This is a genomic window from Streptomyces tritici (genome assembly GCF_048500665.1).
Taxonomy (GTDB): domain Bacteria; phylum Actinomycetota; class Actinomycetes; order Streptomycetales; family Streptomycetaceae; genus Streptomyces; species Streptomyces tritici.
This window is the reverse complement of record NZ_CP183183.1, coordinates 4,405,544-4,421,393: the sequence shown is the minus strand read 5'-3', so window position 1 is coordinate 4,421,393 and position 15,850 is coordinate 4,405,544. Positions and strand designations below refer to the sequence as shown.

General features: G+C 71.8%; 19 protein-coding genes. 13 read left to right on the top strand and 6 right to left on the bottom strand.

The window, feature by feature from the left end:
* The first annotated feature begins 48 nt into the window (after window positions 1-48).
* The 6 genes from ACNJ93_RS20675 (at window position 49) to ACNJ93_RS20650 (ending at window position 3,012) form a co-directional block, all read left to right on the top strand.
* Window positions 49-630 carry a Uma2 family endonuclease gene (locus tag ACNJ93_RS20675; RefSeq protein WP_418958897.1) on the top strand — a complete coding sequence of 194 codons (582 nt, stop codon included), beginning with the start codon at window positions 49-51 and terminating at the stop codon, window positions 628-630.
* 90 nt (window positions 631-720) lie between these two features.
* Window positions 721-891, top strand: a complete 171-nt coding sequence (locus ACNJ93_RS20670) for a CPCC family cysteine-rich protein (protein ID WP_418958896.1) — start codon at window positions 721-723, stop codon at window positions 889-891.
* Window positions 888-1,619 carry a HEAT repeat domain-containing protein gene (locus tag ACNJ93_RS20665; RefSeq protein ID WP_418958895.1) on the top strand — a complete coding sequence of 244 codons (732 nt, stop codon included), beginning with the start codon at window positions 888-890 and terminating at the stop codon, window positions 1,617-1,619. Before ACNJ93_RS20670 ends, ACNJ93_RS20665 begins: the two co-directional genes overlap by 4 nt.
* A gap of 3 nt (window positions 1,620-1,622) precedes the next feature.
* The gene (locus ACNJ93_RS20660; protein WP_418958894.1) at window positions 1,623-2,255 is read left to right on the top strand and encodes a DUF6000 family protein; all 633 of its coding nucleotides are present in this window, start codon (window positions 1,623-1,625) and stop codon (window positions 2,253-2,255) included.
* Between the two features lie 113 nt (window positions 2,256-2,368).
* The gene (locus ACNJ93_RS20655; protein ID WP_418958893.1) at window positions 2,369-2,620 is read left to right on the top strand and encodes a hypothetical protein; all 252 of its coding nucleotides are present in this window, start codon (window positions 2,369-2,371) and stop codon (window positions 2,618-2,620) included.
* Complete coding sequence (locus ACNJ93_RS20650) at window positions 2,620-3,012, top strand: DNA-binding protein (protein WP_418958892.1); 393 nt, start codon at window positions 2,620-2,622, stop codon at window positions 3,010-3,012. Before ACNJ93_RS20655 ends, ACNJ93_RS20650 begins: the two co-directional genes overlap by 1 nt.
* 128 nt (window positions 3,013-3,140) lie before the next feature.
* Here ACNJ93_RS20650 and ychF read toward each other — a convergent pair whose 3' ends face one another.
* Complete coding sequence (gene ychF, locus ACNJ93_RS20645; protein ID WP_418958891.1) at window positions 3,141-4,229, bottom strand: redox-regulated ATPase YchF; 1,089 nt, start codon at window positions 4,227-4,229, stop codon at window positions 3,141-3,143.
* Window positions 4,230-4,496: 267 nt separating this feature from the next.
* On the opposite strand from ychF, the gene ACNJ93_RS20640 reads away from it, so the two are divergent.
* On the top strand, window positions 4,497-5,090 hold the full coding sequence (locus tag ACNJ93_RS20640; protein ID WP_418958890.1) for a DUF6542 domain-containing protein: 594 nt from the start codon (window positions 4,497-4,499) through the stop codon (window positions 5,088-5,090).
* 10 nt (window positions 5,091-5,100) lie between these two features.
* On the opposite strand, the gene ppgK is transcribed toward ACNJ93_RS20640, so the two are convergent.
* Together ppgK and ACNJ93_RS20630 are read right to left on the bottom strand one after the other, a co-directional pair.
* Entirely contained in the window at window positions 5,101-5,889 is a 789-nt protein-coding gene (gene ppgK / locus ACNJ93_RS20635; protein WP_418958889.1) for a polyphosphate--glucose phosphotransferase, read from the bottom strand.
* Window positions 5,890-5,945: 56 nt separating this feature from the next.
* Entirely contained in the window at window positions 5,946-6,959 is a 1,014-nt protein-coding gene (locus tag ACNJ93_RS20630) for a 4-hydroxy-3-methylbut-2-enyl diphosphate reductase (RefSeq protein ID WP_418958888.1), read from the bottom strand.
* 103 nt (window positions 6,960-7,062) lie between these two features.
* Here ACNJ93_RS20630 and ACNJ93_RS20625 point away from each other — a divergent pair, with 103 nt between their 5' ends.
* The 4 genes from ACNJ93_RS20625 to ACNJ93_RS20610 all read left to right on the top strand — a co-directional run bounded on the left by ACNJ93_RS20625 (window position 7,063) and on the right by ACNJ93_RS20610 (window position 10,856).
* A complete protein-coding gene (locus tag ACNJ93_RS20625) occupies window positions 7,063-8,460 on the top strand; it encodes an APC family permease (protein WP_418958887.1) in 1,398 nt (465 codons plus the stop codon).
* 204 nt (window positions 8,461-8,664) lie between these two features.
* Complete coding sequence (gene xseA, locus ACNJ93_RS20620; protein ID WP_418958886.1) at window positions 8,665-9,885, top strand: exodeoxyribonuclease VII large subunit; 1,221 nt, start codon at window positions 8,665-8,667, stop codon at window positions 9,883-9,885.
* A gap of 19 nt (window positions 9,886-9,904) precedes the next feature.
* Entirely contained in the window at window positions 9,905-10,144 is a 240-nt protein-coding gene (locus tag ACNJ93_RS20615) for an exodeoxyribonuclease VII small subunit (RefSeq protein WP_418958885.1), read from the top strand.
* Between the two features lie 118 nt (window positions 10,145-10,262).
* Window positions 10,263-10,856 carry a malonic semialdehyde reductase gene (locus ACNJ93_RS20610; RefSeq protein ID WP_418958884.1) on the top strand — a complete coding sequence of 198 codons (594 nt, stop codon included), beginning with the start codon at window positions 10,263-10,265 and terminating at the stop codon, window positions 10,854-10,856.
* A 55-nt stretch (window positions 10,857-10,911) separates the two neighbouring features.
* On the opposite strand, the gene ACNJ93_RS20605 is transcribed toward ACNJ93_RS20610, so the two are convergent.
* Entirely contained in the window at window positions 10,912-11,445 is a 534-nt protein-coding gene (locus tag ACNJ93_RS20605) for a DUF4245 domain-containing protein (protein WP_418958883.1), read from the bottom strand.
* 117 nt (window positions 11,446-11,562) lie between these two features.
* Between ACNJ93_RS20605 and glpX the strand changes: the two genes are divergently transcribed.
* A complete protein-coding gene (glpX, locus tag ACNJ93_RS20600) occupies window positions 11,563-12,597 on the top strand; it encodes a class II fructose-bisphosphatase (RefSeq protein ID WP_418958882.1) in 1,035 nt (344 codons plus the stop codon).
* 74 nt (window positions 12,598-12,671) lie between these two features.
* Here glpX and ACNJ93_RS20595 read toward each other — a convergent pair whose 3' ends face one another.
* A complete protein-coding gene (locus ACNJ93_RS20595; RefSeq protein ID WP_418958881.1) occupies window positions 12,672-13,043 on the bottom strand; it encodes a WhiB family transcriptional regulator in 372 nt (123 codons plus the stop codon).
* Between the two features lie 145 nt (window positions 13,044-13,188).
* Window positions 13,189-13,890: a DUF1707 SHOCT-like domain-containing protein gene (locus ACNJ93_RS20590; RefSeq protein ID WP_418958880.1), complete on the bottom strand. Its 702-nt coding sequence runs from the start codon at window positions 13,888-13,890 to the stop codon at window positions 13,189-13,191.
* Between the two features lie 233 nt (window positions 13,891-14,123).
* Here ACNJ93_RS20590 and ACNJ93_RS20585 point away from each other — a divergent pair, with 233 nt between their 5' ends.
* Window positions 14,124-15,794 carry a fumarate hydratase gene (locus ACNJ93_RS20585; RefSeq protein ID WP_418958879.1) on the top strand — a complete coding sequence of 557 codons (1,671 nt, stop codon included), beginning with the start codon at window positions 14,124-14,126 and terminating at the stop codon, window positions 15,792-15,794.
* Window positions 15,795-15,850 lie beyond the last annotated feature (56 nt).

Below are 15,850 nucleotides of genomic sequence, written 5' to 3'. Positions count from 1 at the left end.
GCCCCGCCACAGACCCCGACCTGCCGACGCAATCGCTAGGGTTGTCCCATGACCGCACTGCCCGACTGGATGCGCCCGCCGCGCGCGGAAGGCTGGTTCGCGGAGGATCTCGACCGCCTCCCCGAGGCGCCCCGCCACACCGAGCTGATCGATGGAGCTCTCGTCTTCATGATGTCGCCGCAGAGGTGGTGGCACGGCCACCTCGTCACCATGCTCACCGTCGCTCTCATGGAGCAGGCACCCGCCGAAGTCAGAGTCGGCCGCGAGATGACCATCAAGCTCGACCAGCGCAACCGCCCCGAGCCGGACCTGCTCGTGACGACGGCGGACTTCGAGGACGACCGGACTTGGTTCGCCCCCGCCGAGGTGCAACTCGTCGTCGAGGTCGTCTCCCCCGAGTCCGCCCACCGGGACCGCACCGTCAAGCTCCGCAAGTACGCGGAAGCCGGCATCCCGCACTACTGGTGCGTCGAGGACGAGCACGGCGCACCCGTCGTCCACGTGTACGAGCTCGACGAGCCCACCGGCGCCTACGCGCCCGCCGGCATCTTCCGCACCACCCTCAAGCGCCCGGTCCCCTTCGACATCACCCTGGACCTGGACGCCCTCACACCCCGCCGGCAGGGCTGACGCCTCGGCTCCCGACCGCCGTTCACGAGGGGCGTGCGGAGGCCGGGAAATCCGTGGCGCACCGGCCGGACCTGCACCGAGACTACGCAGGTGAGCGCCGCCTACCCCTGCCCCTGCCGCGGGCACCGCGTGCTGGACGCGATGCCCGGCTCGTACGGGATCCGCCCCGTCTGCTTCCGGGAGGACGACGGGGTCCAGTTCCGCCGGCCCACGGTGCTCTGCTGGTGGCTGCCCACCTTCTGGCGCCGGGACCACCCATGACGCCTCGAACCGAGGAACTCGTCCAGCAGCTCGACGACTCGACCGGCCCGTCGTACGACGCCCGCGCGGCACTGATCGGCATCGGCGCCGACGCCATCCCCGCCCTCATCGACGGTCTGCCCTCCCTGGGCGGCTTCGGTCAGCTGACCGCCATCGAGGTCTTCGAAGAGGTGGCGGACCCCCGCTGCGGCCCGGTCCTGATCGCCCTCCTGGGCAGCGACGACTCCACCGTCCGGGAATGGGCGGCCATGGCCCTGGGCAGCCTGAAGATCGACGGCGCGGTCGAGCCCGTGCGCCGCGCCTACCGCGCCTGCCTGGAACGGGCGACGCCACCGCACTGGACCGAGCCGGAAGGCATCCGCTGGGCCCTGACGGAACTCGGCGCCCGCACGCCCCTCGTCCCGCCGCGCACCGCCCGCCTGCGCGCCACCGCCGCGGCCGGCGCCCCGGGCTGGCCCTCGGCCCACTTCACCGAGATCGTCGACGACCTGGCCGACCACGCCCAGGTGATCCTCCACTCCCAGTTCTGGCGAGTGGAGGCCGGGGGCACGTACGGCGTCTCCGGCCCCGGCCTGGACTGGGAACTCGACTGGACCGCGCCCTGGGAGCACCTGGTCGAGGAGTCCCGCACCTGGTCGCTGCTGGAAGCCTCCGAAGCGCCCCTCGGCGACGACATCTTCGTCGCCCCCACCTGGATCGACCGTACCGACCTGTACCCGGAGAGGTGACCGATGCCGTTCCAGCACCCCGAGGAGATCGGTCACGGCCACGTGATCGAGCGCTATGTGACGAGGAAGGACTCGGGCCGCCCGCGCTACCTCGACCTGAAGAGCCGTCGTGTCCTGCTGCCCGGATGGCCGCACGCCGAAGGCTTCATCCGGCACCTCGTCGACGACGCGGCCACGATCAGCGACGCCGAGCTGGAGGCCCTCCTCGGCTACGAGTGGCGCTCACGCCTCACCGCCGGCTGGCTGATCGGCGTCGACCGCCGCGCGTCGTTCCGCGAGCGCCTCGGCGACCTGCTCCTGGCCAGCGAGTTCTGCTACTCCGGCGGCGCCTACTGCTTCGCCCTGGCCCGCTTCGGCACCCCCGCCGACGCCGAAATCCTCACCGCCTACCTCGACCATTACCTCCCCCGCACCGACCTCCGCTACGACCAGCCCGCAGCCCTCGGCGCCCTTCTCCGCCTCGACGCCCGCCTCGGCACCCACCACGCCGACCGCTTCACCCAGCCCGGCGGCCTCTGGGACGAGTGGGTCGACGCCCTCCCCCACCTCCGCGGCGACCCGGCCTACACCCCCGCCGAGGTCCACCGCCGCACGGACCTCGCCTGCGACGCCGCCCACAGCTGGTCCCACACCTGACAGAAGACCCCCTCGCGTGCGTCGCCGCGCAGTGCGAATTCATCCAGCACATCCAGCACGAGCGATAGAGCGCTATTGCCCCCGGACTTACGACCGCCGGTAGGATCGGCACCATGAGCGGTAGTAGGAAGTATTCGATCAGCCTGCCCGAGGATCTCGCCGAGGCCGTGCGCGCCCACGTCGGGCCCGGCGGTTTCTCCGCCTACGTCGCCGAGGCTCTCGAACAGAGGGTTGCCATGGACAAGCTGCGGGAGATCGTCGCCGACTTCCAGACCGACAACGAAGCTCTCACCCGCGAGGAGGTCGAGGCCGCCCGGGCGCTGCTGCGCCACGACCACCGGCAGGCCGGCGGGGCCGCCGCCTGATGCCCGGCACCCTCCTGCTCGACAGCGAAGGACTCTCGAAGCTCTACCGCAAGGACCGCACCGTCATGGCTCTGGTCCAGGCGGCGGCGGAGGAGGGCGTCCGCGTCGCCACCAGCGCCATGACCACGCTTGAGGCCGACTACGAACGCATCCACCCGGCCCGCATCAAGTGGGTCCTCTCCCGCGTCGACGTCCACGACGTCACCAAGGAGATCACCGACCAGGCCGCCGCGCTTCTGCGCGCCCATCACCTCCACGGCCACAAGTACGCCACCGTTGCCGCCTTCGCCGTCATCGCCCGCGACGCACCCCGGCCGGTCACGGTCCTTACGTCCGACCCCGAGGATCTGGCACTCCTGTGCGGCCCTTCCGTGGAGGTCGTCAAGGTCTGAGACCGCGTCCCGCCACGCCGGCCGGCCGAACGCTGTCACCGCATCGCGGGATCGAGAACGCCACTGCGGACACAACAGCTGTGCCCGACCCACCCACAGGCGGATCGGGCACAGATATCGGCATAGCGTCAGACGTTGAAGCGGAACTCCACCACGTCGCCGTCCTGCATGACGTAGTCCTTGCCTTCCATGCGGGCCTTGCCGGCTGCGCGGGCGTCGGCGACCGAGCCCGTCTCGACGAGGTCGGCGAAGGAGATGACCTCGGCCTTGATGAAGCCCTTCTGGAAGTCGGTGTGGATCACACCGGCCGCCTCGGGGGCCGTCGCGCCCTTCTTGATGGTCCAGGCCCGGGTCTCCTTCGGGCCGGCCGTCAGGTAGGTCTGCAGGCCCAGCGTGTCGAAGCCGACGCGGGCGAGGGTCGCGAGGCCCGGCTCCTCGGCGCCGACGGACTGGAGGAGCTCCATCGCGTCCTCCTCGTCCAGCTCCGCCAGGTCCGCCTCCAGCTTGGCGTTCAGGAAGATCGCCTCCGCCGGGGCGACCAGCGCGCGCTGCTCGTCCTTGAACGCGTCGTCCGTCAGCTCGTCCTCGTCCACGTTGAAGACGTACAGGAACGGCTTCGTGGTGAGGAGGTGCAGGTCGTGCAGGAGCTCGGCGTTCTCCGAGCCCTGGACGATGCCCTGGGAGAAGAGCGTGTCGCCCCGCTCCAGGATCTCCTTCGCCGCCTCGACCGCCGCGACCTTCGGCGCCACGTCCTTCTTGATCCGGGACTCCTTCTGGAGGCGCGGCAGGACCTTCTCGATCGTCTGCAGGTCGGCGAGGATCAGCTCGGTGTTGATCGTCTCGATGTCGTCCTTCGGCGAGACCTTGCCGTCCACGTGGACGACGTTCTCGTCCTTGAACGCCCGGATCACCTGGCAGATGGCGTCCGACTCGCGGATGTTCGCCAGGAACTTGTTGCCCAGGCCCTCGCCCTCGCTCGCGCCGCGCACGATGCCGGCGATGTCGACGAAGTCGACCGTCGCCGGGAGGATGCGCTGCGAGCCGAAGATCTCCGCCAGCTTCGCCAGGCGGGCGTCCGGCACGCCGACGACGCCGACGTTGGGCTCGATCGTGGCGAACGGGTAGTTGGCCGCCAGCACGTCGTTCTTGGTCAGGGCGTTGAACAGGGTCGACTTGCCGACGTTCGGCAGGCCGACGATTCCGATCGTGAGCGACACGGGGCGACTTCCCTAGCGGTGTGGGTGTGGAGTGGCTGATGCGGTCTGGTGGCGGGGCGCGGTGTACTGCTGCTTCGCGATGCCGTGCGGGGTTCTGTTCCGCTCTGCTGTGCTCTGCCGGGCCGTCCTCGCGCGCCGCGATCCCCCAGTTTACGGGCGTGGCGAACCGGCCAGCCACGCCCACCTTCGGCCGTTCTCACCGCCCGCCTCACCCAAAGGGCGTGTCCTGTGCCCGGTTCCTGCCCGGTTGCGACCTACGTTGGAGACGTGGAGCAGCCCAAGACTCGTCCCCCTCAGCGCCGCGCCTTCGCCGACGGCGCCGCGGTCTACCCGGTGCCCGCGCGCCCGGGCGGCCGCCCGGTCCGCGCGGCCGGCGCCGCCGCGCGGCCCCGCCCGGCCCGGCCCGCCGCCGTGCCGGCCGCCCCCGCGCCCCTGCTGCGGCGGCTGCCGAACCCCCGGCTCACCGGGCTCGGCGCCGGGCTCTTCGCCTCCGCGGCCATGCTCGTGCTCGGCTTCCTCGACGCGCTGCTCCTCGACGGCTCCCCGCTCGCGTACGGGCTGCTGTTCCTGCCGGTCAGCGCCCTCACCGCGCTCTGGGTCCGTACGGCCGACCTCGTGACCGCGCCGATCAGCGTGCCCATCGCCTTCGCGGTCGGCGTCGTGCCGATCTCGGGCGGCAGCGGCGGCGCCGGCGGCCGGACCATGGCCGTCGTCACCGCCCTCGCCGTCCACGCCGGCTGGCTGTACGGGGGCACGCTGATCGCCGGGCTCATCACCTGCGTGCGGAAGGTACGGGACATGGGGCGGCGGCAGCGCGCGGCCGCCACGGCCGCCGCCAGGCGGGCGGGCGCGCGGCCCTGACCCGGCGAAGCTAGCGAGCGGACTCCGGTCCGCCCGTCCTCGCGGCCGTGGCCGTACTCGCGGCCGTCGCCGCCATCGCCGCTCCCACGATGCCCGCGTTGTTCTGGAGCTTCGCCGGGACGATCTCCGCGCGGATGCCGTCGAGCAGGTGCAGGAACTTGTCCGCCTTGCGGCTCACCCCGCCGCCGATGATGAAGAGCTCCGGCGAGAACAGCATCTCCACGTGCGCCAGGTACTTCTTCAGGCGCCGGTCCGCCCAGTGCTCCCAGGTGAGGTCCTCGTCCTCCTTGGCCTTCGTGGAGGCGCGGGTCTCCGCGTCGTGGCCCTTCAGTTCCAGGTGGCCGAGCTCCGTGTTCGGGACCAGGCGGCCGTCCGTGAACACCGCCGAGCCGATGCCCGTGCCCAGGGTGAGCAGGATGACCGTGCCCGTACGGCCCCGGCCCGCGCCGAAGGTCATCTCGGCCACGCCCGCCGCGTCCGCGTCGTTCAGGACGGTCACCGGGAGGCCGCCGAGGCGCTCGCTCAGCAGCCGGCCGGCGTCCACGCCGATCCACGCCTTGTCCACGTTGGCCGCCGTGCGGACGGTCGAGTCCGTCACCACGCCCGGGAACGTCACGCCCACCGGCCCCTGCCAGCCGAACTTCCCGACGACGTCCGCGACGCAGCCCGCCACGCCGTCGGGCGTGGCGGGCTGCGGGGTCAGCACCTTGTGGCGGGGCTCGGCCAGGTCGCCGCGTTCCAGGTCAACGGGCGCGCCCTTGATGCCAGAGCCGCCGATGTCCACTCCGAAGACGTTCATGCCGTCCACGGTAGGGGGAGTGCGGGCGGCCCACTGCCGGAACTACTCCCCCGGCGTCACTCCTTCACGAGTTCCGCCGCCTCCGCGCGCAGGTCGCGGCGCAGCTCCTTCGGGAGGGAGAAGGTGAGGGACTCGTCCGCGGTCTTCACCAGCTCGACATCGGCGTAGCCGCGCTCCGTCAGCCACTGCAGGACCTCCTGGACCAGGACGTCCGGCACCGACGCGCCCGAGGACAGGCCGACGCTGGTCACGCCCTCCAGCCACGCCTCGTCGATCTCGCTCGCGAAGTCCACGAGGTACGCGGCGGCGGCGCCGGCCTGCTTGGCGACGTCGACCATGCGCTGGGAGTTGGACGAGTTCTTGGAGCCGACGACGATGACCAGCTCCGCCTGCGTGGCCAGCTCCTTGATCGCGGCCTGACGGTTCTGGGTGGCGTAGCAGATGTCGTCGGACGGCGGGGAGATCAGCTGCGGGAACTTCTCCTTCAGCGCGTCCACGGTCTCCATCGTCTCGTCGACGGAGAGGGTGGTCTGGGAGAGCCAGACGACCTTCGACGGGTCGCGGACCTCGACCTTCGCGACGTCCTCGGGGCCGTCGACCAGCTGGATGTGGTCGGGGGCCTCGCCGGTGGTGCCGATGACCTCCTCGTGGCCCTCGTGGCCGATCAGGAGGATGTCGAAGTCCTCGTTGGCGAAGCGGACGGCCTCCTTGTGGACCTTGGTGACCAGCGGGCAGGTGGCGTCGATGGTCGCCAGCCTGCCGCGGCGGGCCTCCTCGTGGACGGTCGGGGCCACGCCGTGGGCGGAGAACATCACGATGTTGCCCGGGGGGACCTCGGTCGCCTGGTCGACGAAGATCGCGCCCTTCCGCTCCAGGGTCTGCACGACGTACTTGTTGTGGACGATCTCGTGCCGGACGTAGACCGGCGCCCCGTACTGCTCCAGGGCCTTCTCGACGGCGATCACGGCACGGTCCACACCCGCGCAGTAGCCGCGCGGGGCGGCGAGCAGGACACGCTTCGGGCGGGTGGGCGCGGGCGACGACGCGGGCGTTGCAGTCATGCGTCCCATCGTAAGGGTGGGCGGGGCGGCGGCCGCGTGCGCGGGCCTCGCGGCAGGGGTGCGGGTCGCGTCGCAGCGGGGCTGTGCACAGGCCGTGCCAGAGACTGTGCGCATGACCGAGGAAACGCGCATTGCGGGACATACGGGACTGCGACGGAACCTCGGGTTCCAGGACCTGGTCGTCTATGGCCTGCTCTTCATCGCGCCCATGGCACCGGTCGGCGTCTTCGGCACGCTGGACGCGCGCTCGCACGGGGCGGTGGCGCTGGTGTACGTGGTCGCCACGGTGGCGATGGCGTTCACGGCGTACAGCTACGCGCAGATGGTCCGGGTCGCGCCGCTGGCCGGGTCGGTGTTCACGTACGCGCGCAAGGGGCTCGGGGACGGGCCCGGGTTCATCGCCGGGTGGATGGCGATGCTCGACTACCTGCTGATCCCCGCGGTGGCCTACCTCTTCGCGGGGATCGCGATGGAGGCGCTGGTGCCGGGGGTCGACCGGTGGGTGTGGACCGGGCTGGCGGTGGTGATCACGACGCTGCTGAACCTGTGGGGGGTGCGGGCGGCGGCGCGGGTGGGTTTCGCGGTGCTGGCGATGGAGATCGTGGTGCTGCTGGTGTTCGTGGTGTCGGCGATCGTGGTGCTCGTCCGGGACGGGGCGCGGCGCGACTGGTGGTCGCCGCTGGCCGGCGACACGGCGTTCTCCCTGGCGGCGGTGCTGGGGGCGGTGTCGGTGGCGGTGCTGTCGTACCTGGGGTTCGACGCGATCGCGAGCTTCGCGGAGGAGGTGACCGGGGGGTCGGCGAAGGTGGCGCGGGCGGTGCTGTTCTGCCTGGCGCTGGCGGGCGTGCTGTTCGTGGCGCAGACGTACCTGGTGGCGCTGCTGTCGCCGGTGCCGTCGGAGACGCTGGCGCTGGAGCCGGCGCGGCAGGGGTCGGCGTTCTACGACGCGGTGGACGCGTCGGTGGGGACGTGGCTGCACGATCTGGTGGCGGTCAGCAAGGCGATCGGGGCGGCGTTCGCGGCGCTGGCGGGGCAGGCGGCCGGCGGGCGGCTGCTCTTCGCGATGGGGCGCGAGCGCCGACTGCCGCATGTGCTCGCCCGGACGGACGCGGGGGTGCCGCGGGTGGCGCTGCTCGTCTCGGCGACGGTGACGATGGCGGCGGCGCTGTGGGCGGCGCGGCGGGACGACGGGCTCGACCACCTGGTGTCGGTGGTCGACATCGGGGCGCTGACGGCGTTCGTGCTGCTGCACGCGAGCGTCGTCGGCTGGTTCGCGGTGCGGCGGATGGCGGGGCCGCCGCACTGGCTGCGCCATGTGGTCGCGCCGGTGACCGGTGCGGCGATCCTGATCGCGGTGATCGCGGAGGCGGCGGTGTCGGCGCAGGTGGTGGGCGTCGTCTGGCTGGGGGTGGGGCTGGTGGTCCTCGCCGTCCAGGGCGCCCGCGGCGGCCCGGAGGCCCACGGCGCGGCCAAGGGCCGGCACGACCCCGGCCCCTCCCGGCCGGTCTGACGGGGCCGACGAAGCGCCCGGACCGCGCGCCACCTTCAGCCACGCTTCGAGGGGTACGAGCTCCGCCCCGCACCGCCCCGGACTTCCGAACCGCCCCCGAGCCGAGCCCCCGCCACCGAAGGCCCCCGCCAAGCCGGGCCCCAGGGCGAACCGACCGTGGCGGGGGTGGGTGGAGTTGTCCTTGGGGGGCGCTACGGTCGGGGCATGGCTTTGACTACGTCTGCCGAGGCGCCGTTGCCCGTGGGGGAGGTCTCGCGGCTGATCGGAGGGTGGATCGACCGGCTCGGGGCCGTGTGGGTGGAGGGGCAGATCACGCAGCTGTCCCGGCGGCCCGGGGCCGGGGTCGTGTTCCTGACCCTGCGGGACCCCTCGTACGACATCTCCGTGTCCGTGACCTGCTACCGCCAGGTCTTCGACGCCATCGCCGACGTCGTCTCCGAGGGCGCGCGGGTCGTCGTGCACGCCAAGCCCGAGTGGTACGCGCCCCGGGGGCAGCTGTCGCTGCGGGCCGCCGAGATACGGCCCGTCGGCGTCGGCGAGCTGCTGATCCGGCTGGAGCAGCTCAAGCGGGCCCTCGGCGCCGAGGGCCTCTTCGCGGCCGAGCGGAAGAAGCCGCTGCCGTTCCTGCCGCAGCTCGTGGGGCTCGTGTGCGGACGGGCCTCCGCCGCCGAGCGGGACGTCCTGGAGGTGGCCCGGCGCCGCTGGCCCGCCGTCCGGTTCGAGGTGCGGAACGTCGCCGTGCAGGGCGTGCACGCCGTCCCGCAGGTCGTCCAGGCGGTCAAGGAGCTCGACGACCACGAGGAGGTCGACGTGATCGTCGTGGCGCGCGGCGGCGGCAGCGTCGAGGACCTGCTGCCGTTCTCGGACGAGCAGCTGATCCGCGCCGTCGCGGAGTGCCGCACCCCCGTCGTCTCCGCGATCGGCCACGAACCCGACTCACCGCTCCTCGACCTGGTCGCCGACCTGCGCGCCGCCACCCCGACCGACGCCGCGAAGAAGGTCGTCCCCGACGTCGGCGAGGAGCTGGAGCGCGTGCAGTCCCTGCGGGACCGCGCGTTCCGCACCATCCACGCACTGCTCGACCGCGAAGAGCGCGGGCTCGCCCACGCCCTCGCCCGCCCCGTCATGGAGCACCCGCAGCGGATGGTCGAGGAGCGCGGCGCCGAGGTCGACGCCCTGCTCGCCCGGAGCCGGCGCGTCCTCGGGCACCTGCTCGACCGGGCCGACTCCGAGCTCTCCCACACCCGCGCCCGCGTCCGGTCCCTCTCCCCCGCCGCGACCATGGAGCGCGGTTACGCGGTGCTCCAGCGCGCCGACGGGGCGGTGGTCCGCTCCCCCGAGGAGGTCGCCGAGGGCGAGCGGCTGCGCGCCCGGGTGTCCGAGGGGGAGTTCGCCGTGCAGCGCGTCCCGCAGTCCGATTCGTAGCAACCCGAAGGTGGAATTGATGGCAACCCGTACCGACGAGACCGCGCCCGGCTACGAGCAGGCCCGCGACGAGCTGATCGAGGTCGTGCGGCGCCTGGAGGCCGGCGGGACGACCCTCGAGGAGTCGCTGGCGCTCTGGGAGCGGGGCGAGGAGCTCGCCAAGGTGTGCCGGCGGTGGCTGGATGGCGCCCGTGCCCGGCTCGACGCCGCGCTCGCCGCCACGGACGAGAGCGGGGAGCTGGTCGCTGACCAGGACTGATACAGAGAGCAGGTGTGAAACGGACCACTATCCGGTTCGATTGGTTGAATTTTCATCAATCCAGGGCGTACCTTTCAAGACATCGCACCACCCCCTTGCACGTCCGGAAGGTACGCACATGTCCCTCGTTCTCGACCCCGCCGCCCAGGACCTCCTCTTCCGCGAGGCCCGCACCGCCAACGCGTTCACCGACGAGCCGGTGACCGAGGAGCAGGTCCAGGCGATCTACGACCTGGTCAAGTTCGGGCCGACCGCCTTCAACCAGACCCCCCTCCGGGTCACCCTGGTCCGCTCCGCCGAGGCCCGCGAGCGCCTCGTCGCGCACATGGCCGAGGGCAACCAGGCGAAGACCGCCGCCGCCCCGCTGGTCGCGATCCTCTCGGCGGACAACGAGTTCCACGAGGAGCTCCCGCAGCTCTTCCCGCACTTCCCGCAGGCCAAGGACGTCTTCTTCGGCGAGCGCCCGGTCCGCGAGCAGTCCGCGCTGCTGAACGCCGCTCTGCAGGCCGCGTACTTCATCGTCGGCGTCCGCGCCGCCGGCCTGGCCGCCGGCCCGATGACCGGCCTGGACTTCGCCGGCGTCCAGAAGGAGTTCCTGGACGACGACCACACCCCGCTGATGGTGATCAACATCGGCCGGCCGGCCGAGGACGCGAACCCGTTCCCGCGTTCCCCGCGCCTCGCCTACGAGGACGTCGTCACCACCGTGTGACCCACGCGCACCGGAAAGGCCCCGCACACCTTGTGTGCGGGGCCTTTCCCGTTCGTCACGCCTTCTTCGACTGCAGCGCGCCCGCCATCTCCGCCAGCCGGTCCAGCGACGCCGTGCCGGTCACCACCGTCGTCGCCCCGCCCTCGGCGCGGACCAGGGCGTCGTACTTCGGGCCCTCCCACACCTGCCAGGCGCGGCCGGCCACCGTCCGGGTCTTCCCCGTCGCCTTCGCCTGCTGGGTGACCTCCGGCACATACTTCTCCGGCTGCGCCGTCGACTGGTACAGCGCCGCGTACTGGGTGTCCGGGGTCAGGAAGCCGAGCTGCCAGCGGTCGCCCGCCTCACGCTTGTACGAGACGACCGTCGCCCTCCAGCCCTCGCCCAGCCCCTCCGGGGCCAGCACGGGGTACGGGGCGGCGCGCTGCGCCGTCAGCAGCTCGACCCGGTAGTCCTTCGTCCGGACCGGGTTCGCGTCCTCGTCGTGCGGGATGAACAGATACATGACGCCCGCGGCGACCATGATCACCGCCAGCGACTGGAACATTCCGCGTACTGTCTGCCTGCCTCGCATACCTGCCACGCCCCCCATGGTCGCATCATGGTGTTGTGCTCATCCGTGGGCCCCTCTGCTCAATTTGTCGACCTGACGATAGAGTCACAGCACCCTCTTGTTTTCCGGCCGTCGCCGTACAGAAAGGTGCGCTCGATGACCGAGCATCACTTGCTGCCGCCCGAGCTGGAGGTCTCTCCCGAGGCCCCCGACCGCAACCTCGCCCTGGAGCTGGTCCGCGTCACCGAGGCGGCCGCGATGGCCGCGGGCCGCTGGGTCGGCCGCGGTGACAAGATCGGCGCGGACGGCGCGGCGGTCAACGCCATGCGGACCCTGATCTCCACCGTCTCGATGAACGGCGTGGTCGTCATCGGCGAGGGCGAGAAGGACGAGGCGCCCATGCTCTTCAACGGCGAGCGGGTCGGCGACGGCACCGGCGCCGAGGTCGACATCGCCGTCGACCCGATCGACGGCACCACCCTGAACGCCAAGGGCATGCCGAACGCGATCGCCGTGCTGGCCGCCGCGGACCGCGGCACCATGTTCGACCCGTCCGCCGTGTTCTACATGGACAAGCTGGTCACCGGCCCCGAGGCGGCGGACTTCGTCGACATCGACGCGCCCGTGTCGGTGAACATCCGACGGGTCGCCAAGGCCAAGAACTCCTCGCCCGAGGACATCACGGTCGTCATCCTGGACCGCCCCCGCCACGAGGGCATCGTCAAGGAGATCCGCGAGACCGGCGCCCGGATCAAGTTCATCTCCGACGGCGACGTCGCCGGCTCGATCATGGCGGTCCGCGAGGGCACCGGCGTCGACATGCTCATGGGCATCGGCGGCACCCCGGAGGGCATCATCTCCGCCTGCGCGATCAAGTGCCTCGGCGGTGTGATCCAGGGCAAGCTGTGGCCGAAGGACGACGCCGAGCGGCAGCGCGCGCTGGACGCCGGTCACGACCTGGACCGGGTGCTCTCCACGAACGACCTGGTCAGCGGCGACAACGTGTTCTTCGTCGCGACCGGCATCACCGACGGCGAGCTGCTGCGCGGGGTCCGCTACCGCGCCGAGACCGCGACCACGCAGTCGCTGGTCATGCGCTCGAAGTCCGGCACGATCCGGCAGATCGACTCCACGCACCGGCTGTCCAAGCTGCGCGCGTACAGCAAGATCGACTTCGACCGGGCCAAGTAGCCCGCGCGGCGGTACGAAGAGGGGCGCCCCCATGTGCGGTGGGGGCGCCCCTTCCCGTACGGGCGAGAGACCCGTCAGCCCGCCTGGGCGATCCGCTCCGCGGCCGCGGCCTTGCGCAGCTCCACCTCGCGGCGCCGGCGGCGGGCCAGCACCACCCGGCGCTCGGCGGCGGTGAGCCCGCCCCACACGCCGTACGGCTCGGGCTGCAGCAGCGCGTGCTCCCGGCACTCGACCATCACGGGGCAGCGGGCGCAGACCCGCTTGGCGGCCTCCTCGCGGGAGAGCCGGGCGGCGGTCGGCTCCTTGGAGGGGGCGAAGAACAGTCCGGCCTCGTCGCGGCGGCAGACCGCCTCCGCGTGCCAGGGTCCGGCCTCGTCCTCTCGGGCGGGCGCGCGCTGGGCCGGAACGGTGGCGGCGTGGAGGGGCTGATGCGGCAGTTGCAGCACGGTCTACTCCTGACGACGGCGACGGCTTCGCGAGCGAGAGACGATGCAGCAAGCCCTACCCGCTGTGCGCGCGCCTATGCACCGGGTGGCGTCAGGGTTCCGAACTCCGGGCAGCCGTCGGCGAATTCCGGTCGGCCCGGACCGCTCAGTGGCCGAGGTGCTTGCGCAGCCGGTCCTGCAGGTCGGCGATGAACTTGCCCCGCTTGGGGCGGGCCTCCACGTGCCCGAGGACCGCGTAGCCGTTGACCACGACGACCGGGGCCTCCGGGTCGGGCGCCTCCAGCGTGCGCACCTCGAAGTTGCCGAGGACGCCGGTGCCGTTGCCGCGCAGCGTGATGTTCTCCGGGACCCGGACCTCCACGCTGCCGAAGATCGACGTGGCGTTGATGGTGGTGAGCCGCTGGGCGAAGATCGCCTCGGTCAGGTCGATCTCGACGTTGCCGAACACCGCGAAGGCGTTGGTGCGGCGGCCGACCCGCCAGCGGCCCTTGCGGGTCGTGCTGGAGAAGACCGCGACGAGGTTGTCGGCGGGGACCGCCGGGTCGTCGGGCCCGTAGGCGTAGGGATCCTCGGCCGGCCGGCGGGCCGCGGTCGGCCGGGGCAGGTCCCGTACCAGCGGCTCCAGTTCGCCCATGGTCTTGGCCCGGTAGACGGCGTCGATCCGCTCGCCGTGCTCCTCGGCGTCGAGCCGCCCCTCGGCGAGGGCTTCGCGCAGGATGTCCGCGACCCGGTCCCGGTCGGCGTCCGAGGCGCGCAGCGAACCCGCCGGGTCGGCGGCGGCCGGCGGTGCGGCGGCGGGCTCCGCGGGAGCGGCCGGCGGCTGCTGGGGCTGCTTTTCGAGGTCCACGGAGGCAGCGTAGCGAAACGCGATAGATCGCGACCAGGGGGCGCGGGGGGAGGGTCGCGTTCCACTTGACGGGCCGAGCGGGGGGAACGAAACACGCCATTCCGGCGTGGTCGGGTGCTCCTAGTGAGCCTTACCTCACAGGATCGGCGCCGCGCCCGCGTCTTACGCTGGAGGGCGCGCCCGCCAACGGAGGCGGCGCGCCGCCGTCTGCCCGAGTGAGGAATGGCCCCGTCATGCCAGAGTTCGCGTACTCCGATCTGCTCCCCCTGGGAGAGGACACCACGCCCTACCGCCTGGTGACCTCCGAAGGCGTCTCGACCTTCGAGGCCGACGGCCGTACGTTCCTCAAGGTCGAGCCGGAGGCGCTGCGCCAGCTGGCCGCCGAGGCCATCCACGACATCCAGCACTACCTGCGCCCGGCCCACCTGGCCCAGCTGCGGAAGATCATCGACGACCCGGAGGCGTCGAGCAACGACAAGTTCGTCGCGCTCGACCTGCTGAAGAACGCCAACATCGCCGCCGCCGGCGTGCTGCCCATGTGCCAGGACACCGGCACCGCGATCGTCATGGGCAAGCGCGGGCAGAACGTGCTGACCACCGGCCGCGACGAGGAGGCCCTGTCCAAGGGCATCTACGACGCGTACACCAAGCTCAACCTGCGCTACTCCCAGATGGCCCCGGTGACCATGTGGGAGGAGAAGAACACCGGCTCGAACCTGCCCGCGCAGATCGAGCTGTACGCGACCGACGGCGGCGCCTACAAGTTCCTCTTCATGGCCAAGGGCGGCGGCTCGGCCAACAAGTCGTTCCTCTACCAGGAGACCAAGGCCGTCCTGAACGAGGCCTCCATGATGAAGTTCCTGGAGGAGAAGATCCGCTCGCTGGGCACGGCCGCCTGCCCGCCGTACCACCTGGCGATCGTCGTCGGCGGCACCTCCGCCGAGTTCGCGCTGAAGACCGCCAAGTACGCCTCCGCGCACTACCTGGACGAGCTGCCCACCGAGGGCGACGCGGCCACCGGTCACGGCTTCCGCGACAAGGAGCTGGAGGAGAAGGTCTTCGAGCTCACGCAGAAGATCGGCATCGGCGCCCAGTTCGGCGGCAAGTACTTCTGCCACGACGTCCGCGTGGTCCGTCTCCCCCGCCACGGCGCCTCGCTGCCGGTCGCGATCGCCGTCTCCTGCTCGGCCGACCGCCAGGCCGTCGCGAAGATCACCGCCGAGGGCGTCTTCCTGGAGCAGCTCGAGACCGACCCGGCGCGCTTCCTGCCGGACACGACCGACGAGCACCTCGACGAGGCGGGCGACGTCGTCAAGATCGACCTCAACCAGCCGATGGACGAGATCCTCGCCGAGCTGACCAAGTACCCGGTCAAGACCCGGCTCTCGCTGACCGGCCCGCTGGTCGTGGCGCGCGACATCGCGCACGCCAAGATCAAGGAGCGGCTGGACGCGGGCGAGGAGATGCCGCAGTACCTGAAGGACCACCCGGTGTACTACGCGGGTCCCGCGAAGACCCCCGAGGGCTACGCCTCCGGCTCCTTCGGCCCGACGACGGCCGGCCGCATGGACTCGTACGTGGAGCAGTTCCAGGCGGCGGGCGGCTCGAAGGTCATGCTGGCCAAGGGCAACCGCTCGAAGCAGGTCACCGACGCGTGCGGCACGCACGGCGGCTTCTACCTGGGCTCCATCGGCGGCCCCGCGGCGCGCCTCGCGCAGGACTGCATCAAGAAGGTCGAGGTCGTCGAGTACGAGGAGCTCGGCATGGAGGCGGTCTGGAAGATCGAGGTCGAGGACTTCCCCGCGTTCATCGTCGTGGACGACAAGGGCAACGACTTCTTCCAGAACCCGGCGCCCGAGCCGACGTTCACCCACATCCCGGTCCGCGGCCCCGGCCTCGGCTGAGCCGTACGGCGTGACGACGACGCCCCCCGGTCCGTACGGGCCGGGGGGCGTCGTCG